This is a genomic window from Ruegeria sp. H9, assembly GCF_056532915.1.
On sequence record NZ_JBQFNX010000002.1, the window covers coordinates 197,749 to 219,809 of the forward strand.

The window sequence follows — 22,061 nt, forward strand, 5'->3', positions numbered from 1 at the left end:
CGGCCAAAGGCCGGGGCACAGTTTTAGAAGTGCGGGTTCTTTATCCTGCCCGCATCAACATCCCGAACAGATCCCGCGGGTCGTCTGGGTCTGCGAGCATGTCCAATGGCTCATAGAAATCAGTGCCTTCAATCGCGCTTTTGATGTAACGTAGTGCCGAGAAGTCCTCGATCGCGAAGCCGACACTGTCGAACAACGTGATCTGTCGATCATCGGTGCGCCCTGTGGCTTGTCCGGTCATAACTTCCCACATCTCGGTGACAGGGTGATCATTCTCCAGAGCTTGAATTTCACCTTCGATCCGCGTTTGCTCGGGGTATTCTACAAAGATATTCGAGCGCAGAAGGATATCGCGGTGCAGTTCGGTTTTGCCGGGGCAATCACCGCCAATCGCGTTGATGTGCACACCGGGGCCGACCATGTTGTCGGTCAGGATGGTGGCGTATTTCTTGTCAGCGGTGCAGGTCGTTATGATCTGAGCGCCTTCGATTGCGTCCTCCGGCGTTTTGCAGGGCACGACCGTCAGCCCTTTGCCCTGCAGATTGGCTGCACATTTCGCCGTCGCGTTCGGGTCTGTGTCGTAGAGCCGGACCGTATCGATTCCGCACATGGCTTTGAAGGCGAGGCACTGGAACTCGGATTGCGCGCCGTTTCCAATCATCGCCATCGTCGTCGCGGATTTGGGCGCGAGATATTTGCCGACCAGCGCAGAGGTTGCCGCTGTCCGCAAAGCAGTCAACATCGTCATTTCGGTCAACAATGTCGGGTAACCGGTATAGACATCAGCCAGCAGGCCAAACGCGGTCACGGTCTGCAGGCCCTCAGACGTGTTCTTGGGATGCCCATTGACGTATTTGAACCCGTACGCCTCACCATCCGAGGTTGGCATCAGTTCGATCACCCCATGTGGTGAGTGGGCCGGGATGCGGGGCGTTTTGTCAAAGCTCTCCCAGCGTTTAAAATCGGATTCGATCTGCGCGGCAATCTGCGTGATCATCTGTTCGACCCCGATGTGATGGACCAGACGCATCATGTTGTCGACGGATACAAATGGCACGAGGGCCTTATCAGAAGGTTGCATCAAAGACTCCTATCGGCGGGAAAGATGGATACCAGCGATCATACAACGTACGGATCCACCGGCTGTTTCTATTGTGGGAACCGAGAGCGGCAGCGGAGTTGCACTGGCTTCGATGATCGCGACTTGAGCAGGTGTAAGAGCCTGTAGCGCTCGGCTGGACAACGCCAAGACAAGACCATCATTGCCACTAAGCTCAATCGCGTTTCCTGCAAAATCTGCAATCTGCTCATGGGACAGATCGATGACAGTACGGCCAGATTCCTCAAGCCGTGCCCGAACTGTTGCCCGACGTTCTGGGTTGGAAATCATGTCCAAACAGATAAGGGCGTAGTGCGTGCCGATCCCCATCAGGACATTGGTGTGATAGACATCACGGCCTTCAGCGTCCTTTGCATCAAAGGCAATCGGCTCATAGTTGAAATGCGTACAGAAACGCTCCAACAACACCGGATCGGCGCGGTTGGATCGAACAGTGTAGGCAATACGGCCCACGTGATCCAGAACCATTGCGCCCGTGCCCTCAAGCGCGAGGTCGTCCTGTTCGAGGCCGGAATAGTCGATGACGTCTTGCACTCGATATTCCCTCTTCAGTAACTCAATTACATCTGAGCGTCTTTCGCGTCTGCGCGATGGAACGAACATCGGATAAACAGCGACATGACCGCCTGGATGGGTCGAAAACCAGTTGTTTGGGAACACGCTGTCGGGGGTGTCACGTTCGCCTTCGTCGTCAAACACATGAACGGTCACACCAGCAGCGCGAAGCTGTTCTACTGCTTTGTCATGCTCATCCCGCGCGGCAGCAGACGTCGCTGCAGCAGATCGATTTGCCAGTGTTTGAAATGCATTGTCGTCGCGGGTTTCAGGATTCGACGCAAATGCGTGCGGGCGCACCATCACGACAGCTGAAGGAGATTGAAGAGAAATCATCAGAAGCTCCGGGTTGGGCGATCGAAGATGCGACGACCCATCAGCGAGGCTGCAAGATCGACCATCAGTTTTGCGGTTCGGCCGCGCTCATCCAGGAATGGGTTCAGTTCAACTAGATCCAGCGAACAAACGAGACCGCTTTCATGCAGCAATTCCATGACCAGATGGGCCTCACGTTCGGTGGCACCGCCGGGGACAGTGGTGCCGACGGCTGGTGCGATCGACGGGTCAAGGAAATCTACATCCAGCGAGACATGCAGGATGCCGTTTGCTGCGCGTACTTTATCAAGGAAGGCCAGTAGGGGTGCCTTGATCCCGTGCTCGTCGATGCTACGCATATCGGCCAGCATCGCGTGATCTTTTTCCAACGCCGCACGTTCGGCGGGATCGACCGAGCGCAGACCGATCATACCGACGCGATCCGTTGGGATCGGCGATATCAGCGGTGGAAAGGCGTCAAAGCCTGACTGGCCAGTGAAATAAGCGACCGGCGTTCCATGCAAATTACCGCTGGCCGTACTGCTGGGCGTATGGAAATCACTATGTGCATCTAACCAGAGCACGAACAGAGGGCGCCCGATACGGTTCGCATGTGCCGCCATTCCTGCCACTGTGCCCATCGACAGGGCGTGATCACCGCCCATGAAAATAGGAAGGCCTTCAAGCGCGGCTTCCTGAGCCGTGCGGCTCAGCGCCTGTGTCCAGCCAACGCATTCCGGTAACGAGAATAGATGGGTGTCTTCCGACATGTCGACGGCATCTGGTCGCGTGTCACCGATGTCCGACACAGAATGCCCGAGATCTGACAGCGCTTGGGCGAGACCCGCGACCCGATAGGCATCTGGACCCATCCGACAGCCTTGGCGGTGTTTGCCGGCATCCATAGGCGCTCCGGCGAGAATGATGTTCATTTTGCTCATAAGTCTATCTATCGATACGATATGAGTTGAGAAAAGAGATCAAATTGGTCAAAGTGAATTGGCTAATTCCGATTTGGTAATCACGCATGGACGAACTGGACAATCGCTTATTGAACGCACTGCACAGGGACGCTCGGGCATCATTGTCGGAACTGGCTGAACTGCTCGGGGTGACCCGAACAACCGTGCGCAGCCGACTAAAGCGGCTTCAGCAGTCTGGCGAAATCGTCGGCTTTACCGTTGTGACACGGCAGGGCGTATCGGAAAGCCCTGTTCGTGGATTGATGATGCTTGAGATCGCAGGCCGCGGGACCGAGCGGATCAGATCGCGGATCGCTGCGATGCGTCAGGTTCGGGCGGTGCACTCAACCAATGGAAGTTGGGATCTGATCGCAGAGATCGGAACCGATACACTGGATGAGCTTGATGAAGTCCTGTTCCAGATCCGTCGGATGGAGGGTGTCACACGATCTGAGACCAATCTGTTGCTCTCGACACGCAAGGGACGCTCGTGACGCGTTGGCCTAGGCCCTTTGCCGGATGGAAAATTCGTGCAAAGCTTTGAATTGACACTGATCTGAGGATCGCGGGGCAGGGGCGAACGGAATGACGACACAGCCGACAACGGAAGAGACACGCGCCGTACGTCTGGCCGAGTATGTGACAGGGCTGTTGGAAAAGCCGCTGGTCAAGATTGCGGTTCCGTTGCTGATTACAGGAATCGCGCTTGCGGTTCTGCATGACCTCTCTGCGCATGTGAAATGGTCAGATATCCAAAGCGATATCGCAGCGAAACCATGGAAATTCATGTTTTTTGCGATGTGCTGGACGGCTTTCAGTTTTCTGTCGCTTTCGTTCTACGATGTGCTTGCCGTGCAGAGCGTCGCCGATGGAAAAGTGCCTTTGCCCGTCGCAGGGATGGCCGGAGCAAGCGGCTATGCGGTATCGAACTGCCTGGGATTCTCCTATATCACCGGCACCGCGATCCGATACCGTATCTATGCGTCGCTGGGGCTTGATCTTGGCCGCGTGGCCGGGGTGATCGCGACCTCTTGGGTGGCGTTCTGGATGGGACTGATCCTGCTTTTGGGCCTGTTGCTTACAATACACCCGGATGGCATTTCCAAGGTCCTGCCGATCAGTGAAACGACGGAAACTGTGATCGGTCTGAGCATGTTGGCGGGGCTTGCGGTCTTGTTTGTCTGGCTTTCAAGCGGAGGGCGGCGATTGGCCTATGGCGGGTTTGGGTTCAACCTGCCGGGCGGCAAGCTGGCAAGTCTGCTGACAATCGCGGCGGTAGGCGATCTGTTCGGCGCTTCAATGGCGCTGTATGTGCTCATGCCGGACGATCTGGGGGTTGGCTACCCGTATTTCTTCGCGGTCTATATAGGCGCAATAGCGGTGGGTATCCTTAGCCATGCACCGGGTGGAATCGGTGTGTTCGAAGCCACTCTGATCGCTGGTCTAGGGGCGTCGGGCCGGTCTGATGTGATCGCTGCGCTTCTGCTCTACCGACTGGTCTATACGTTCCTTCCGTTTGCCATCGCCAGCCTGTCGATCGCGGTCGCGTCGGTGCTGACACAGCGCCATCGCATCGGGGGCGCGGTCACTTGGGTCTATCGCGCAATTCGCCCCATTGTCCCGATGGTGGCTGCCGGCGTCGCGGCTGTGGCAGGAGTTATCCTGTTGGTTTCAGGGGCTTTGCCTTCCAGTACGCAGAACCTTGGCGTACTGCGAGAGGTTTTGCCTTTGTCATTTGTCGAGGCATCTCATCTTGCAGGCAGCGCCGTGGGTGTACTTCTGCTGCTTGTCTCACGTGGCCTATTCCGCAAGCTCTATCGGGCATGGGTTGTTGCCATGCTTTTGATGGTGGCGGGTTTCTTCGCCTCGCTCGCCAAAGGGCTTGATACGCATGAAGCCCTTTCATTGCTGTTCACGATTGGCCTTTTGGCGATGTTTCGGGGTGCGTTTTACCGGGTAAGCGGTGCATCTATTTTTCGGCTAAATATCCCTTGGCTGGTCAGCGTCGTCGCGTTGCTGGCGGTGATTTTCTGGATTGGATTGTTCGCTTATTCCCATGTCGAATATCAAAACGCGCTGTGGTGGGACTTTGCCTGGAGTGGAGATGCCTCGCGATTCCTGCGGTCCAGCCTCGTGGTGGCCGTGATCGTTGGCATCGTGGCGGTGAACTCGCTGTTCGGCCGTGAAATCCCCGCGCCGGTTAGGACTGAAATCCCCGAAGTTGTCGAACGTCTCGTGATGGAGAGCGAAGACACCGAATCTCAGATTTCACTGACGGGTGATAAGCAATTCCTGATCTCGCCTGACGAAACCGCATTCCTTGCCTATGCCGATACTGGCAATGCGCTGATCACCAAAGGAGAGCCTGTGGGTGATGAGCAAGCGGGGCAGCAACTGATCTGGCAATTGCGAGAAATGGCCGATCGCGAAGGCAAGCTTTGTGCGTTTTACAGTGTATCGACCAAATATCTGCCGACATTCCTGGACCTCGGCCTATCGATCCTGAAGATCGGAGAAGTGGCCCGCGTACCGCTGCAGAATTTTTCGCTGGACGGAAAATCGCGCAAACGGTTCCGGCAGGCGAAGAACAGGGCTGAGCGTGAGGGGTACAAGTTCGAAATTATCCCCAAAGAACAGCTTGCACCGGTGTTGCCCGAACTTCGTCAGATCTCGGACGATTGGTTGGCGCAAAAGGCAGGTGAGGAAAAGGGTTTTGCCTTGGGCGGCTTTGATGATGCCTACCTTTCTTATTTCGACCATGCGGTTCTGCGGGATGAGACGGGCAAGATCATGGCCTTTGCGAACCTGTTTCAAGGCGGAAACAAATCCGAACTGTCTCTGGATTTGATGCGTTATGAACCGGACAGCCCCAGCTTTGTCATGGATGCGCTGTTTGCTGAGATGATGGTCTGGGGGTCCGAGCAGGGATTCCACTGGTTCTCACTGGGTGCTGCGCCATTTTCAGGGATCGAAAACCGGCAGTTGGCCTCGCTTTGGAATCGGATCGGTGGGTTCGTTTATGAACATGGCGAACAATTCTACCACTTCGAAGGCCTGCGCACCTTCAAGCAGAAATTCGATCCGGAATGGAGCCCCAACTATCTAGCCAGCCCCGGCGGGTTGGCCGCGCCACGTATCCTCTACGAAGTTAACATCCTGATCTCGGGTGGCCTGCGCGGGTTGACGAAATAGGCCTTAGTTCAAGCTGGCGCGTGTTGGCGTTTTCTCCAACAGATCACCCCAATCGGTGCGATAGGCCATCTCGGCCAGCACCGTCTCGGGTAGGAATTCCTGATTCTGCCGAATCTGCCAACCACCACCCAGACCTTTGTAGATCGCGACCAGATTCGAAGAGACCTCCTGCCGGGCCTCGATCAGGTTCGCCTGCGATCGTAATAGCGCGGTCTGCGTGTTCAGGATACGCGAATAGCTGGCGATGCCGTCTCGGTACTGATCGACCGCGATTTCAGCCGCCTTGCGCGAAGCTTCGACGCTGCGCTGATAAAAGGTGACCTGTTTGCGCGCCTGTGCGTAAGCAACCATCGCGCTTTCGACCTCGGAATAGGCGGTCAGCACAGTGTTCTGGTAATTGGCGATCAACGCTTGATAGGCGGCATCCTGCGCGCGGACATTGTTCTTAATGCGGCCATAATTCAGGACATTCCAGACAACGCCTGCGCTAGCCAATCCTGTGGCGCTGTTGGTGCTGAACAGATCGCGCCCACCCGAGGCCTGCAAACCGATCGCACCCGACAGAATGAACTGCGGATAGAGATCAGCTAACGCGATCCCGACCTGCGCCGATTGGGTGGCTGCCGCCAACTCGGCGGCGCGGACGTCGGGCCGCCGCCGCAGCAATTCGGCAGGCACACCCACGGCCACGTTGCTGCGCCCAGTGGGAATACGCCCTGAATTTCCAATCAAGCCCGCCATCTGGGAAGGGGTTTTGCCCAATAGAACGGCCAGCGCGTTCTTGGCCTGTTGAATATCGCTTTCCAATTCGGGCACGAGTGCCTTGGTGTTGTTGAGCAGAGCAGTTGATTCCTGAACATCTAACTCGGTTGTAACGCCGTTGTTGAAGCGCAGCTGAGTGAGGTCTGCCGATGCCTGCTGAATCGTGATGTTTTCCCGCGCGATGCGCAGAGCCTCTTGCAACGAACGGATGTTGATATAAAGCGCCGCTACGTCCCCGGTCAGCGTGACCAGTGCGTCGTCATAATTAGCAACCTGCAGTGCCAGGTTCGATCGCGCGGCCTGTACGCCGCGACGTTGCTGGCCCCATACGTCCAGTTCCCATTGCGCATCAAACCCAACTTGCGAAGTCGAGAATTCGGTGTCCAAGGGAATGATCCGCCGGATGTCCGAAATCGGTCCAAGATTGTCGCTGATCTGTCGGCGTTGGAGCGAACCGCCCACGGCCTGCGATTGCGGGTAGAGCTCTCCGAATGCGATACCAAGTTGCGCGCGGGCCTGAAGTACGCGGGCACCTGCGACCTGTAAGGTCAGGTTCTGCGCATAGGCTTCGGCGATCAGTTTGTTCAGCGTCGGATCATTGAACGTTTCCCACCAGCGCACAACCGGGGCGCTGCGCGAGGTCAGGCCGCTCTGGCCCGCGCTGGGGTTGTTGACCTCCATCCATTGCTTCACGACCGGAGAGTTGGGGCGCACAAAATCAGGCCCCACCGGCGTACAGGCGGTGAGGGTAGCGGCGCAAAGGGCAGTGCCTAACAACCGGCGGAGTGTCATCGTACGCATCCTCAGATATCCAGTGGCCGGATGAAGTTGGCGAAGGAATAGAGGCGAATGTTGATGCGCCTCAGAAATTCAAAGCTTTTTCCCATGCCGGTGTAAATCGCCACCGCAGCGTGGCCACCTGCAGGAAAAGTATGCCCCTCAGGCACATCGACCGAGATCTGAACAGCGATCCGACCGGGCAGTTTTGGCAGCTCAAAGCCGGGCAGGCGGCCTGAGGGCAAGTATTGGCCCTGACGTGTGGCCCACCAGACCGCCTCAACCTTGCCGGTCAGAATTTCTCCGGGATAGAGGTCCAGAGCAACTTCGACCGGTTGGCCGACCTCGACAAATTTCAGGTTCTGCTGGCGGAAGGTGGCTAGAATATAGGGGTCTTCTTCGGTGACAAAGCTGGCAATGGCACCCAGACGAATTTCCCCCACAACCATCCCCGGGCGGGCCTGTTGCGAAACGATCATGCCATTTTCGGGGGCATAGATCGTTGTGTTGTCGAGAAAATACTCGGCCTCGGCCAGCTGCGCCTCAGCCTCAATAATGCCGGTATTCACGCCGTCGATCTGCGAATCCAGCGCAAGGTTGGCCTTCTCAAGATTGGCCTGAGCTTCCTTAATCTTCGCCTGATCTTCCGCGACCTGTTCGTTCCAGCGGTCAAGTTCATCCTGGCGGGCGCCCCCGGCGGGAACGAGGTTCTCGTATCGCGCTTGTTCGGTCAGCGCATAGGCCAGCTGCGCGTTCGCGCGTTCGACCGCTTCACCAGCGGCGATGACATCCTGTTCAAGGATCTTCGCGTTTTGCTGCGCCGCCACCAGCTGTGCATTCGCCTTGTCCACGGCCAGCGAAAACACCGTGTCGTCGAACTTATACAGTGGATCGCCCTTAGTGACCCAGGTGTTGGGCTCGACCAAAACCTCGGACAGGATTGTGGGCTGTGTCAGGCGCGGAACAATCTGGATTGTTGAGCGCACGACGTGGCTGTCGACGGAAAAGGGCTGAAAGAAGCGCAGCGCGACCAAAAAGATCAGCAGTAGATGAGCGCCGACCCAGAATGAGACGATCCCCCACATGATGTTGAATTTCAGCCATTGCACCTTGAAGAAGATGAACCAGACAAAAATAATGTAGAAAAGCGTGATGCCTAGGGCGACGAACATGAGTGCTGAATTCCTTTGGCCTTAGGCTTGCTTTGTTTCGTCGGTATCAAGTGGGTCCTGGTATTCCGGTTTGACTGTACCGCCCAGACGCTTGATTTCATCCCTTATGGCCTTGCGTTCTTCATCAGGGCCGCGGCGCATGTCGACGGTGACGCCGTCGTGAAACGCCCAGATAAAGGCATGCACCCAAGGGACAATCGCCAAAAATCCCATCCATCCCATGATCTTGACCGCTTCGGCATGGGGGTGATTGCGTTTGATCGCGATACGTCCGGGCAGGCCCATTATGAATAGAAACAACGCCATCACCGCTGCCAGCAGCAAGATAAGTGCCACAAATGTCAGATAGTCATAGTAGCCCAGCGGCTGCCCCAAAAGTCCCATGCTCGCGCCTCCTGTTGTTGGAAACTGTTCCATCCTCGGGCGCTGTTGTCCAGCTAATCAATCACTTTCTGGCTGATCGGAAGGATGCATCAGCATTCAATAATTTTGGTGTTCCAGTCTATGCACTTCTGATGGAGGTCGCCGGGTAGCGGTAGATCGGTATAAACCATATCAACATCGGATAATGAGGCGATGCGTGCGGGCGCGGTGCGCTGAAACTTTGAAGCATCCGCTACTAGGCTGATCTGCCGGGCTTGTTCAATGATAGTTTGACTGACCAGTACTTCTTGGAGATCGAAATCCATTAGATCCCCATCCGCATCCAATGCGGAACAGCCGATAATCGCGTGATCGAATTTGAACTGGCGGATGGTCGAGACCGCAAGATTCCCGACCAACCCACTATCTGATCTGCGCAGCACACCGCCTGCAACGACGATCTGGCAATCGGGGTTATCGGCCAGGATATTGGCAACGTTCATATTGTTGGTCACGACCATTAGGTTTTTGTGTTTCAGCAATTGGCGGGCAACGGCCTCGGTCGAGGTGCCTATGTTCATAAAGATCGAGCTGCCCTCGGGGATGTCGGCCGCGCAGCGTTCAGCGATGCGTGTCTTGGCTTCATGGTTCAGGGCGCGCCGGTCTTCGTATCCAATATTAGACACGCCAGAACGCAGAACGGCACCCCCGTGAACCCGATCCAACTTACCAGCTTCTGACAGTTCAGTCAGGTCACGGCGAATGGTTTGAACCGTCACCTGAAAGCGCTCGGCCAGTCCTTCGACAGTAACGCGGCCCTGTTGCTCGGCGACTAAAAGAATGTCCGATTGGCGAAATGATAGTGACATGGGCGGTCCTGAGTTCCGGTGTATTCGTTTTTGTTCTAATTTTGCGGTTAAGCAAGGGAATTCGTTAGTTGCACTTATTAATACTCGTTGTTTCAGCTAAAAACGAACATTATCGAAAAATAAAGTTGACGATACGAACCATCATACTGCTAATGCGCTTGAAACTGCCACGTTGGGGAATCAATTGGATATGTCATCGGACAGCAGCCAAGTTACCGATCTTTTTGTGATCGGCGGGGGTATAAATGGGTGCGGTATCGCACGTGATGCGGCAGGTCGGGGCCTATCGGTCACCTTGGCTGAAATGAACGATCTGGCCTCGGCGACGTCGTCAGCCTCGACCAAACTGTTTCATGGCGGGCTACGGTACCTGGAATTTTTTGAATTTCGTTTGGTGCGTGAAGCGCTGGTCGAACGCGAGACCTTACTGCGCGCTATGCCCCATATCAGTTGGCCCATGCGTTTCGTGCTGCCCTATCACGCCGATATGCGTTTTGACTCTGAAACGCCGACCTCACGGTTGCTCAGTACGGTGATGCCATGGATGCGCGGGCGTCGTCCTGCCTGGCTAATACGGCTTGGCCTGTTTTTGTATGACAATCTGGGCGGTCGCAAAATCCTGCCGGGCACACGTTCGCTGAACCTGCGCGCAGCACCCGAGGGGGCTCCGCTGCAAGACAAATTTGAAACCGCCTATGAATACTCGGACTGCTGGGTCGAGGATTCGCGGCTGGTGGTCCTGAACGCCCGCGATGCCGAGGCACGCGGGGCCAAGATCATGGTCAGGACCGAGGTTCTTTCGGCTGAGCGGATCGATGAACTGTGGCAGGTTACGATTCGGGATCGGGATAGCGGCAAGACCGAAACCGTCCTTGCGAAGATGTTGATCAATGCGGGCGGACCTTGGGTAGGTGACATCATCCAGACCAAGATCCGGGTCAATTCCCGAGAAGGCGTCCGTCTGGTACGTGGCAGCCATATCGTGACACCCAAGCTGTTTGACCATGACAAGTGCTATTTCTTTCAGGGCGAAGACGGGCGCATCATCTTTGCGATCCCGTACGAGCAGGATTTTACCTTGATCGGAACCACGGATCAGGATCATTCTGACCCCTCCGAGCCTCCGGTATGTACCGAGGCCGAGCAGGAGTATCTGTGCGCTTTCGCATCGAATTACTTCGCGAAGCCCGTTACCCGTGAAGATATTGTCTGGACCTATTCAGGCGTCCGTCCGCTATATGATGACGGCGCAAGCAGTGCCACGGCGGCTACCCGCGATTACACGCTGAAAGTTGATGCCGAGAGCGGGGCTCCGGTGTTGAATGTCTTTGGTGGTAAAATCACCACCTACAGACGCCTCGCGGAAAGCGCGCTGGAGAAGATTGGAGAGCATTTCCCGGATCTTGGCGGACCATGGACCGCAGGCGTCCCATTGCCCGGCGGGGATTTTCCGGTCGACGGCGTGCAGGATTTGATCGGGAAACTGATGGCGGAGTACCCGTTCCTGACCGATTTTTGGGCCCGTCGATTGATCCGGGCCTATGGCACCGAGACCTGGGACCTTCTGGGTCCGGCAAAAGATCAGAGCGATCTGGGTGACGATTTCGGCGCGACGTTGACCGAGGCCGAACTGGTTTGGCTGATGGACAAGGAATACGCGCGCACCGCTCAGGATGTCGTGTGGCGGCGCAATAAGCTGGGTCTAAGGCTCAGCCTCGAGCAGATCGGCCGGATAGACGACTGGATGGCCAAACGGTTAACTGACTAGCGCGCGGATCGGTTGATCCGTGCAAAAAAAGAAACGCCCCGCAGATGTGCGGAGCGTATTTCGATTTCAATGCCGGCCCTACGCAGCTTCCTCTGACGGTTCCGGATCGTTCTTGCTGCCTTTGACCCACTCGCGCAGGCTCTGCATCACAGCGTACAGGACGGGAACCAGAATGACCCCGAACAGAGTGGCTGCCAGCATACCGCCGAACACGGCAACGCCGATGGCCTTCTGGCTGGCAGCTCCGGCCCCGTTCGCGGCCAGCAGGGGAACCACGCCCAAAAGGAAGGACAGGGCGGTCATCATCACAGCGCGGAAACGCTGATATGCGGCTTCGGCCGCGGCCTCCTTGATTGACAGCCCCTTGGCCCTTTGCTCCATCGCGAATTCGACGATCAGAATCCCGTTCTTTGACGCAAGCCCGACAAGCATGATCATCCCGATCTGCGTGTAGAGGTTGATGTCGCTGCCAACGATTGCCACCGCTGCGACGGCACCGAACAAGGCCACGGTCACCGACATTAGGATCGAAACGGGCATCGTCCAACTTTCATATTGGCCGACAAGGAACAGGTACCCAAACAGGATCGCCAACCCAAGGATCACCACGACCAGACCGCCCGAGGCCAGCTGCTGCTGCGCCGTTCCGGTCCATTCATAGGCATAGCCGGGGGGCAGGGCGGTCGCCGACTCCTCGGTCATGACATTGATGGCGTCCCCGGTGGAGAGCCCCGGTGCCGGAACCGCTGTTACAGTGGCCGAGCGGAACAGGTTATGCCGCTTTAGCAGGACCGGACCCAGCACGTTCTCGATATCGATCAGCGTGCCAAGCGGTACCATCTCGCCTTTGGTGGAACGTACATAAAGCTCTGAGATATCATCGACCTTATTCCGATACGAGCCTTCGGCCTGGATCATTACGCGGTAGACACGACCAAACAGGTTGAAATCATTTACGTAATACGAGCCAAGCTGCGCTTGCATGGTCTGGAAAATCTCGGCCACCGAGACTTGCAGGGTTTTGGCCTTTTCCCGATCCAGATCGACAAACAATTGCGGCACGTTCGCGCGGAAAGTGGTATAGGCTTGCGCAATCTCAGGCCGCTGGTTTGCGGCATAAACATAAGACCCAACGGCCGAGGCCAGATCCTGCGGCGAGCCGCCACCGGTCTGCTGCACTTCCATTTCAACCCCTGCAGACATACCAAGGCCCTGAATGGGTGGCGGGTTGAACGCAACAATCGATGCGGCAGACTCACCATATGCAATCGCCAGAACCTGGTTCAGGATCGCATCCGCACTGAGCTCGGGTTCCTGCCGCTCTTCCCAGTTGGTCAGGTTGACAAAGATGGCTGCGCCATTGGTAGTGGTCCCGTTCAACAGCGAGAACCCATTGACCAGAACGGTACTGGCCACACCCGGGATCTGCTGAATCTGTTCATCGATCCGGGCGGAAACCGCTTCGGTCCGCTCAAGAGTCGCTGCGTCGGGAAGCTGGATATCAACGAACAGATATCCATTGTCTTCCAGCGGAATAAACCCTTTGGACGTGTTGCCCATAATGGTCCCGGTGCCCGCCGCGAAGGCCGCAATGATCCCAATCGAAATGACTGGCAGGATCAGTAGCTTCCGCACAATGGCGACATAGCCGCTGCGCATGCCGCCGATAAATCCCTCGAACACGGCCAGCAGCCCCTTGGGCGGTCCTGAACGCGCCCGCAGCACCAGCCCGCAAAGGGCCGGTGAAAGCGTCAGAGCGTTGATCGACGAGATCACAACAGCGGTCGAGATCGTGACGGCAAACTGCGAATACAATCGCCCGGATATGCCGGGCATGAACGTCACCGGCACGAACACGGCCAGCAGTACCAACGTGGTTGCGATCACGGGGCCGGTGATCTGACCCATGGCTTTGCGGGTCGCTTCGGCAGGGGATAGGCCTTCGTCGGCGATGATACGCTCGACGTTTTCCACCACAACGATGGCGTCATCCACAACGATCCCGATGGCCAGCACGAGCGCGAACAGAGAGATCGTGTTCAGCGACATGCCAAAAGCCAGCAGGAAGGCAAATGTCCCGATCAATGAGACCGGAATTGCCACCGCAGGAATGATCGTCGCCCGCCAACTGCCAAGGAAGATGAACACAACTGTGATCACCAATATGAATGTCAGGATGAGGGTCGAGACCACGTCATTGAGCGACTGTTCCACGAAATCCGTCGTATTGAATGGAACATCGTATTCGACATCTGTGGGAAAGGACCGTGACAGGCGCTCAAGTTCGGCCTCAACGCGTTCGGACACCGCAAGGGCGTTTGCGCCGGGGGCCTGATAGATGCCGATAACGGTCGCAGGAACGCTTTCGAAATAGCCCGAGGCGGAATAGAACTGCGCCCCCAATTCAACCCGCGCAATGTCTTTGACGCGCACGATCGCACCGGCTTCGCCTGTACGGATTACAATATCTCCGAATTCATCGGCCGAGGTCAGGCGGCCTTTGGTCTTGATCGTGTACTGAAAGGTTTGTCCTTCAGGCACAGGAGGCGACCCGATTGAGCCCGCAGAGACTTCGATATTCTGTTCGCGGATGGCATTGATCACATCACCCGGAGTGATTGACAGCGCGGCCATCTTGTCCGGATCCATCCAGATCCGCATGGCGTATTCCAGATTGGTCAGAACATCCGCTTTACCCACGCCCTGAACCCGCGCCAGAGCGTCTTTCAAGTTGATTGAGGCATAGTTCGACAGGAACACACTGTCATATGTGCCATTGGGCGAGGTCAGCGTGACCAGCAACAACATGTTGGTTGACGCTTTTTGCGTGACAACACCGGATGAAGTCACTTCGGACGGCAGCGATGCCATCGCCTGTGCCACACGGTTCTGTACGTTGACCGAGGCGATATCGGGGTCGGTGCCCACCTCGAACGTAACGTTCAACGAATACGAACCGTTATCCGATGAGGTCGACGTCATGTAGATCATGTCGTCCACTCCGTTGACCTGCGCCTCGATCGGGGCGGCCACGGTGTTTTCCACGGTTTCGGCATTTGCACCTGTATAGGTGGCCGTTACGCTGACCACCGGCGGCGTGATATCGGGAAACTGCGCAACCGGCAGAACCAGATAACCGATCCCGCCCAAAATGGTCAGGACCAGCGAAATGACAAGCGCCAGCTTGGGCCGGCTGATAAACAGGGCTGAGAACATCAGTTATTCTCCGGCTGCTCGGACGCAACGACTGCATCAACGGCGACGCCGGGGCGCACGCGTTGCAGGCCTTCGACGATGACGCTTTCGCCTTCGCGCAGGCCATCTGTGACGATAATCGCCGAATCCACGGTATCTCCGGTTGTGATATAGCGTTGTTCAACCATCTGCTTGTCATTGACGACCAGAACGAATTCGCCGCGCTGATCACGCTGCAGCGCTGCTTGAGGGATCAATACCTGCAGCGTCGGCTCAAGCGCTTCGATCTGAACGTTCACGAAGGCACCATCAACGAGCAGACGCTTGGCATTGTCGAATTGAGCCGTGATCGTAATGGCGCCGGTCAGCGGATCTATGCGGTTGTCGACAAAAATGATTTCGCCGGTTTCATCCAGCTCAGTACCGTTCGGCAGAGTCACATGAACATTCGGGCTTTGGCTGCTTTCAGCTAGCGTGGCCGGGTCTTCGCCAAATTGTTCAAGAACCGACGTGAACTGCTTCTCATTCAACGAAAAATTCACATAGATGGGGGCTTCGCTGACCAGGGTGACAAGCGGCGGATTGTTGGGGCCCACAACATCACCGACACTGGTTTCCACGCGGCCGATGCGGCCCGAAAACGGGGCGTGGATCTGTGTGTAGCTCAGATCAAGCTCGGCCTGTTGGATCGCTGCATTGGCGGCTTTGACCTCGGCCTCGGCGACCAGTTCATTGGCTCGGGCAATGTCACGTTCTGATTCCGGTGTAGCGTCGCGCTTATACAGCTCTTCCTTGCGGGCGAGATCGACTTTGGCCAGTTCAAGGTTTGCCTGCGCCCGATCCAGATCGGCTTTACGCGCCTCAAGCGTGGCTTCGTAAAGATCAGGTTCGATCGTGAATAGCAGGTCATCCTCATTCACCGGAGAGCCATCGTCGACGTTCTGGCTGTCCAGGAAACCACTGACGCGCGCGATAATATCGACCTTGTCGATTGCCTCGGCCCGTCCAATGAAGGTGGCCTGATCGGTGATCTCTTCGGTATAAGCTGCGGCGATCGACACCTTGGGCGCAGGGGCATCACCCTGATCCTGCGCGACCGCTATCTGAGGCAGGCTGGAACATGCAAACAAAGCGGCAGAAACGCCTAGTGCCCTGAAATAGCCGCGTGGGCGGAGTGCTGGCTTCTTAAATGCAAGGGACATGTTGGCGCCTCGTTCAAAGTAAAGATTGCACAACCGGGCAACAGAAACCCCCGGATGAGTCGATTGATTTTATAGGCAGGATGGCGGGTTTGACGCAGTTTCTCAAGCGTGTTGAGGTAATGCGTTGGCAAGAATCGACCCGAAATTTCTTTCCAGTCTGCAGACTTAGCCTGCATCCGCAGGCGTTTACCTGCCCGATGACAATAGGGGCGGGCGAATTTTCTCTGCCAAAAACCAGCAGCGGAGAGGCTTCAGGGCTCCGCTGCGGCATTCATAAATCGAATTTTGTTGTTATTCACGCGTTCCCGCAAACCGATTCTGCCAGCCTTCGCGCTGTTCGTCCGTGATTTTGGCAAACAGCACGTCGGGAACCGAAAATTCATGGCCAGCGGGCAGGGCGCGCAGCGCGGCATCGACATCTTCGGGCCAGCTGGTATCGAGTGTGTTCATCGCACTAAGCATTTTTGCAGACGCATCGGGAATGAACGGCGCGCTCAGAACTGCATAGAGGCGGATCAGGTTCAGCCCCAGCCGCACCTGCGCCGCAGCCTGCGCAGGATCTTCCTTAAAGGTAGACCATGGTGCGGCAGCCTGCAGATACTCGTTGCCAGCGACCCAGATCGCTCGCAGCTCTTGCGCGGATTTGCGCACTTCCATCGCTTCCATGTGGCCTTCGTAGGCACGTACTCGGCTAGTAAGCTCAGCAATCAGGGTCTGTTCACGTTCGCCATACGCACCACCTTCGGGCACTGCTTCACCGAATTTCGAGCGGCAGAACTTAGTGATCCGGCTGACAAAGTTACCCAGAACATCCGCAAGATCTTTGTTCACCGACTGCTGGAAGTTCTCCCATGTGAACTCGCTGTCGCTGCTTTCTGGCGCATGGCTCAACAGCCACCAGCGCCAGTAATCGGCGGGCAGAATGTCCAGCGCCTGATCCATAAACACGCCACGACCCTGCGAGGTCGAGAACTGGCCGCCATCATAGTTCAGGTAGTTGAATGATTTCAGGTGGTCGACCATCTTCCAGGGCTCGCCCGATCCCAGAATGGTGGCCGGGAAAGACAGGGTGTGGAAGGGCACATTGTCCTTGCCCATGAACTGAACGTAACGCACATCTTCTGCGCCTTTGTCGGTACGCCACCAACGTTCCCAATCGGCATCAGACTTGCCATTGGCGTCGGCCCATTCCTTGGCGCAGGCGATGTATTCAATGGGGGCATCGAACCAGACATAGAAGACTTTGCCTTCCATGCCGGGCCAATCTTGATCACCTTTCTTGACTGGTACACCCCAATCCAGATCGCGGGTAATGCCGCGATCCTGCAGGCCGTCGCCATCATGCAGCCATTTCTTGGCGATCGAGGTTGTCAGGATCGGCCAGTCTGTCTTGCTGTCAATCCACGCGTCCAACTGATCTTTCATTGCGGATTGACGCAAATACAGGTGCTTGGTCTCACGCACCTCAAGATCGGTCGAGCCGCTGATCGCGCTGCGGGGCTCGATCAGGTCGGTCGGGTCTAGCTGCTTGGTACAATTTTCGCACTGGTCGCCGCGCGCGCGCTCGTAACCGCAATTGGGGCAAGTGCCTTCGATATAGCGGTCGGGCAGAAAACGGCCATCGGCGTTGGAGTAAACCTGCTTTTCGCTGACTTCCCGGATCAGCCCGGCTTCATCCAGTTTGCCAGCGAAATGCTGGGTCAGTTTACGGTTCTGATCGCTGGACGAGCGGCCAAAGTGATCAAAGCTCAGGCCAAAGCGCTTGGCGATATCGGCCTGTACTGCGTACATATCAGCGCAATATTCAGCCACAGGTTTGCCCGCTTTGGCGGCGGCCAGCTCGGCCGGGGTGCCGTGCTCGTCGGTTGCACACAGGAACATGACCTCATTGCCCCGGCCGCGCTGATAGCGAGCGTACAGATCGGCAGGCAATTGCGAGCCGATCAGGTTGCCGAGATGTTTGATCCCGTTGATGTAAGGGATCGCCGAGGTGATGAGAATTCGGGCCATAATGCGCTTCCACGTATCTGTCTGCGCGCCCGTCTACCTTATGTGGCCAGTAAGCAAAAGCCCGCATTCATACCCGCTTGAATTTAACGGGTATTACTACGCGACTTCGTGCATTCCCGGGAGTTTGTGTCGCGTTCGTCAGCGATTTCGCCCCGTGCGTACCAATGGTGTATGATGATCAGGAGAACCCAGCTTAGGGGGAATTTCATTATGCAGAGTTTATGGATGGGCTGCTGTGCCGCCGTTGCAGCTATTGTATTTACCGCCAGCGCCATCGCCGACCAGAGCGCCACAGATGATCCGGTGCATGCTTTTGACCACGCTATGCTCTCGATCTTTCACCGAGGCCAGGATGCGCTGACGGCTGAAACCCGGCCCGTCATGATTATCGCACGTGATGTCACAGTCATGACCGAAGACGGAGAGGCGAGCTATCCAAGGGATGCGCCAACCTATCAACATCTGAAGTCCACGTCGCATGTTGTGTTGGGATTGATCGGGGCGGTGACTCCATGGCCTGATGAAAATACCGATGATGAGCGCTGGAAGGCGGAGTTTGCAATTATCATCAATGAGATAGATGTATTTCTTGCGGCATTGGACGAACTGGACATAGCCAAGGACGACTTGGCGAGCCAGCGCAAAATGCTCGAAACAGCCCGGGCATTTGCTCAAGGTGCACTCGACAAGGATCAGATCACACGTGAAACGGTTTCGCAGGTGATCAACGACATGCGGCCCATCTGGGCAGAGAATATGGAGAAATCTGCACGTGCGGAGTTGAACGCACTTCATACCGCCGTGTCCGATGCACGCGCAGCCATAAGCGAAGAGGAGTGGGCCAAGATGTATGTGGTGCATCACGGCGGCTCCAGCGTCAAAGACGTCAATGTCGTGCTACTGTACCTACAGCGCGTGATGCCGGAAAAGGTTGCTGCCGGGCAGGTTCTGTTCGCTGAGAACGCACACGGGAACGACGCGTTGGCCGGATACGCCGGATACGTTCGAATGCAGAGGCATGTTGGTGCATGGGTGTTCGGGGACCCTGAACGGATGCGGGTTGACCTGCTGGGATATGAGGCGGGATCGATCCTGGATGAAATGATCCCGGCACCACCGCCAAAGCCCACCGATTAGAGAATTACTCCAGCAGGTGTGAACAGGTAATACGTTTCGCACGGGCGAAAGAAATTGAGCTTAATGTCATGGTTGCAGATTGTAACTGACATTTGGATGTAAATAACCTCAGGTTGAAACACAGAATCACAACCTCTTGAAATTGTAGCAATGACTTCCCATTTAAAATGTATACAAAAGTATACAATAACGAGGGCAATCTGCTGATGTTTGACTTTTTACTAGAGGGCGCATTTGTGCCCTTTACCTTGGCGCTTGCGCTTCTGTTCGGTCTTCTGGGCCTTGAACTGATCGCATTGGTTTTCGGGGGAAGTCTTCTGGCAGGCGAGGGCGAGGTTGATCTGGACATGGTCGACGCGCCCGATCTGGACGTCGTCGACTTTGATCTGGATATCGACGCCGACATCGATCTGAGTGACTTGGAACTGGCCGAAATTGAAACCGATGTGCCTGCGGCTACGCCCGTCGGCCCGTTTGGCTGGTTGGGCATTGGCAAGATGCCATTCATGATCTGGCTCGTTGTGCTGCTGGCTGGTTTCGGCCTGAGTGGCATAGGCCTGCAACTAGCGCTGCGTGATCTGCTGGGCTTTGACTTACCTGCATGGTTGGCCGCGATTCCGGCCGGAGTATTCGGCCTATGGTTCGCACGTGGCTTTGGTGGTGTCTTCGCTCGCCTCCTGCCCAAAACCGAAACCGAAGCGATGTCGGAACGGATGCTGGCCCGCCGCCGTGGCGTGATCACTCAGGGTATCGCATCGCGAGGCCGTCCAGCCGAAGTCCGCGTTATGGATCGCTTTGGCAACACGCACTACCTTCGCGCAGAGCCGTTGCAGGACAAAGATGCGCTGGAGCAGGGAACAGAAGTCCTTGTTCTGCGTGATCGACGGCGCGACCGGTTCGTTCTGGTTCGCATGTCAGTTTAACCAAAAAATCTTAACCCCAATCCGGAGGATATTGCATGGAACTATCATTCCTGGCCGTTACAGTTGTGACTATTTTAGCCGTACTCTTGTTCATAGGCCTTGTACTTGGCCGCCTTTATCGACGCGCCACGCGCGAGATCAGCCTGGTGAAAACCGGCGCGGGTGGCAAAAAGGTCATTATGGATGGCGGCGTCATCATCGTACCGTTGCTGCACGAAGTCAGCCCGGTCAACATGAAGACTCTGCGCCTTGAGGTGCAGCGCAGCGGTGAGGCCGCGCTCATCACCAAAGACCGGATGCGTGTCGACGTGGGTGTCGAATTCTACGTCTCGGTGATGGCGACTGAAGAGGGCATCGCGCGCGCCGCGCAAACGCTGGGTGATCGCACCTTTGACGTCGAGCAACTGCGTGAGATGATCGAAGGCAAGCTGATCGACGGTCTGCGTGCCGTGGCCGCTCAGATGACCATGGATGGTCTTCATGAAAACCGCGCCGACTTTGTGCAGGAAGTGCAGAATGCGGTGTCCGAAGACTTGCTGAAGAACGGTTTGTCGCTGGAATCGGTCTCACTGACTGCGCTCGACCAGACGCCGTTTGAAGCGCTCGACGAAAACAACGCCTTTAACGCCGTGGGTATGCGCAAGCTGGCCGAGGTGATTGCCATATCCAAGAAAGAACGCGCGCAGATCGACGCCGAGGCCGAGGTTGAGGTGCGTCGTGCGGCGATGGAAGCGGAGCGTCAGAAGTTGCTGATCGAACAGGACGAACAGCAGGCGCGCATCGAGCAGGCGCAGAAGGTGGAAACTCTTCGTGTGGCGCAAGAGGCGGAGATCGCTGCGCGAACTGAAGACTCGGTACGCGAAACCGAACGCGCTCGGATTGCCCGTGAAGAGGCCATTCGTTCGGCCGAGATTGAGCGCGAGCGCAAAATCCGCGATGCCGAGATCGCCAAAGAGCGTGAGATCGAAGTCGCGGAACAGGAACGCCAGATCATCATCGCGCAGAAATCCGAAGAGGAAAGCCGCGCGCGCGCATCCGCCGATCTGGCTCGAGCCGAGGCGACCAAAGCAACCGAAGCCGTGGCTACGGCGCGCGAAGTGGCCGAGGCCGAGCGTCAGAAGCAGATTGTTCTGATTGAAGCCACCCGTGAGGCCGAACGCCAGGCCACCGCGATCCGTTTGTCAGCGCAGGCCGAAAAAGAGGCCGCCGCAGACCGCGCCGAAGCCCGCCGCGAGGAAGCGCAGGCCGAAGCAGACGCGCTGAACATTCGCGCCGAGGCCAAGAAGAACGACATGCTGGCCGAGGCGGAAGGTAAGCGTGCGATCGTAGAGGCCGACAATGCCCTGTCACCTGAGCAGATCCGGATGAAGGTCGACTTGACCCGCATTGAAACCATGCCCTCGATCATATCGGAAATGGTCAAACCGGCCGAAAAAATCGACTCGATCAAAATCCATCAGGTTGGTGGGATCGGAGCTGCCAATGGTGGTGGTGTTTCAAGCGGTGAAAAGCCGGTTGTCAATCAGGCGTTGGATTCGATCATGGGAATGGCCGTGCAGATGCCAGCGCTCAAGAAACTGGGCGAAGAGCTTGGCTTGTCCATGGAGAACGGTGTCGGTGGTGTCGTGAACGGTGCCCTTGAGAGCACCGGGGACCCAGATGAGATGGTCGACGCGGTCGAGGACCACGGGCCAGCGGTCCAGCAGTAAAACAGAAGGGCCGGGATTTCCCGGCCCTTT

The 22,061-nt window shown here is 56.6% G+C and carries 16 protein-coding genes; 6 read left to right on the forward strand and 10 right to left on the reverse strand.

Annotation, left to right across the window (positions count from 1 at the left end; all coding sequences use genetic code 11):
• Positions 1 to 40: 40 nt before the first annotated feature.
• Genes ACR0CZ_RS09555 through rocF form a run of 3 tightly spaced genes read right to left on the reverse strand, consistent with a single transcriptional unit; the run spans position 41 to position 2,931 of the window.
• Entirely contained in the window at positions 41 to 1,084 is a 1,044-nt protein-coding gene (locus ACR0CZ_RS09555; RefSeq protein ID WP_170393343.1) for an ornithine cyclodeaminase, read from the reverse strand.
• 6 nt (positions 1,085 to 1,090) lie between these two features.
• Positions 1,091 to 2,011: a citrulline utilization hydrolase CtlX gene (ctlX, locus tag ACR0CZ_RS09560; protein ID WP_170393342.1), complete on the reverse strand. Its 921-nt coding sequence runs from the start codon at positions 2,009 to 2,011 to the stop codon at positions 1,091 to 1,093.
• Positions 2,011 to 2,931: an arginase gene (gene rocF / locus ACR0CZ_RS09565; protein WP_170393341.1), complete on the reverse strand. Its 921-nt coding sequence runs from the start codon at positions 2,929 to 2,931 to the stop codon at positions 2,011 to 2,013. The genes ctlX and rocF overlap by 1 nt, the downstream gene beginning before the upstream one ends.
• Before the next feature lie 86 nt (positions 2,932 to 3,017).
• On the opposite strand from rocF, the gene ACR0CZ_RS09570 reads away from it, so the two are divergent.
• A complete protein-coding gene (locus ACR0CZ_RS09570) occupies positions 3,018 to 3,446 on the forward strand; it encodes an Lrp/AsnC family transcriptional regulator (protein ID WP_170393340.1) in 429 nt (142 codons plus the stop codon).
• A gap of 91 nt (positions 3,447 to 3,537) precedes the next feature.
• Complete coding sequence (gene mprF, locus ACR0CZ_RS09575; protein WP_170393339.1) at positions 3,538 to 6,144, forward strand: bifunctional lysylphosphatidylglycerol flippase/synthetase MprF; 2,607 nt, start codon at positions 3,538 to 3,540, stop codon at positions 6,142 to 6,144.
• Between the two features lie 3 nt (positions 6,145 to 6,147).
• On the opposite strand, the gene ACR0CZ_RS09580 is transcribed toward mprF, so the two are convergent.
• From ACR0CZ_RS09580 to ACR0CZ_RS09595, 4 genes are all read right to left on the reverse strand, one after another.
• Complete coding sequence (locus ACR0CZ_RS09580) at positions 6,148 to 7,698, reverse strand: efflux transporter outer membrane subunit (RefSeq protein WP_480503170.1); 1,551 nt, start codon at positions 7,696 to 7,698, stop codon at positions 6,148 to 6,150.
• Positions 7,699 to 7,709: 11 nt separating this feature from the next.
• Entirely contained in the window at positions 7,710 to 8,855 is a 1,146-nt protein-coding gene (locus tag ACR0CZ_RS09585) for an HlyD family secretion protein (protein WP_170393337.1), read from the reverse strand.
• A gap of 21 nt (positions 8,856 to 8,876) precedes the next feature.
• Positions 8,877 to 9,239: a DUF3302 domain-containing protein gene (locus tag ACR0CZ_RS09590; protein ID WP_170393336.1), complete on the reverse strand. Its 363-nt coding sequence runs from the start codon at positions 9,237 to 9,239 to the stop codon at positions 8,877 to 8,879.
• 89 nt (positions 9,240 to 9,328) lie between these two features.
• Positions 9,329 to 10,087 (reverse strand): DeoR/GlpR family DNA-binding transcription regulator, encoded by a 759-nt coding sequence (locus ACR0CZ_RS09595; RefSeq protein ID WP_170393335.1) that lies wholly within the window; start codon positions 10,085 to 10,087, stop codon positions 9,329 to 9,331.
• A 190-nt stretch (positions 10,088 to 10,277) separates the two neighbouring features.
• Between ACR0CZ_RS09595 and glpD the strand changes: the two genes are divergently transcribed.
• Positions 10,278 to 11,855, forward strand: a complete 1,578-nt coding sequence (gene glpD / locus ACR0CZ_RS09600) for a glycerol-3-phosphate dehydrogenase (RefSeq protein WP_170465454.1) — start codon at positions 10,278 to 10,280, stop codon at positions 11,853 to 11,855.
• A 78-nt stretch (positions 11,856 to 11,933) separates the two neighbouring features.
• On the opposite strand, the gene ACR0CZ_RS09605 is transcribed toward glpD, so the two are convergent.
• The 3 genes from ACR0CZ_RS09605 to metG all read right to left on the reverse strand — a co-directional run bounded on the left by ACR0CZ_RS09605 (position 11,934) and on the right by metG (position 18,262).
• Positions 11,934 to 15,071, reverse strand: coding sequence for an efflux RND transporter permease subunit (locus tag ACR0CZ_RS09605; protein ID WP_170465452.1), 3,138 nt, complete (start codon positions 15,069 to 15,071; stop codon positions 11,934 to 11,936).
• Entirely contained in the window at positions 15,071 to 16,252 is a 1,182-nt protein-coding gene (locus ACR0CZ_RS09610) for an efflux RND transporter periplasmic adaptor subunit (RefSeq protein WP_170393332.1), read from the reverse strand. The genes ACR0CZ_RS09605 and ACR0CZ_RS09610 overlap by 1 nt, the downstream gene beginning before the upstream one ends.
• A 291-nt stretch (positions 16,253 to 16,543) precedes the next feature.
• Entirely contained in the window at positions 16,544 to 18,262 is a 1,719-nt protein-coding gene (gene metG, locus ACR0CZ_RS09615; RefSeq protein WP_170393331.1) for a methionine--tRNA ligase, read from the reverse strand.
• 210 nt (positions 18,263 to 18,472) lie between these two features.
• Here metG and ACR0CZ_RS09620 point away from each other — a divergent pair, with 210 nt between their 5' ends.
• The 3 genes from ACR0CZ_RS09620 to ACR0CZ_RS09630 all read left to right on the forward strand — a co-directional run bounded on the left by ACR0CZ_RS09620 (position 18,473) and on the right by ACR0CZ_RS09630 (position 22,031).
• On the forward strand, positions 18,473 to 19,399 hold the full coding sequence (locus ACR0CZ_RS09620; protein ID WP_170393330.1) for a hypothetical protein: 927 nt from the start codon (positions 18,473 to 18,475) through the stop codon (positions 19,397 to 19,399).
• A 167-nt stretch (positions 19,400 to 19,566) separates the two neighbouring features.
• Positions 19,567 to 20,322, forward strand: coding sequence for an OB-fold-containig protein (locus ACR0CZ_RS09625; protein WP_480544462.1), 756 nt, complete (start codon positions 19,567 to 19,569; stop codon positions 20,320 to 20,322).
• Positions 20,323 to 20,357: 35 nt separating this feature from the next.
• Positions 20,358 to 22,031, forward strand: a complete 1,674-nt coding sequence (locus ACR0CZ_RS09630; protein ID WP_170393329.1) for a flotillin family protein — start codon at positions 20,358 to 20,360, stop codon at positions 22,029 to 22,031.
• The last annotated feature ends 30 nt before the right edge of the window (positions 22,032 to 22,061 follow it).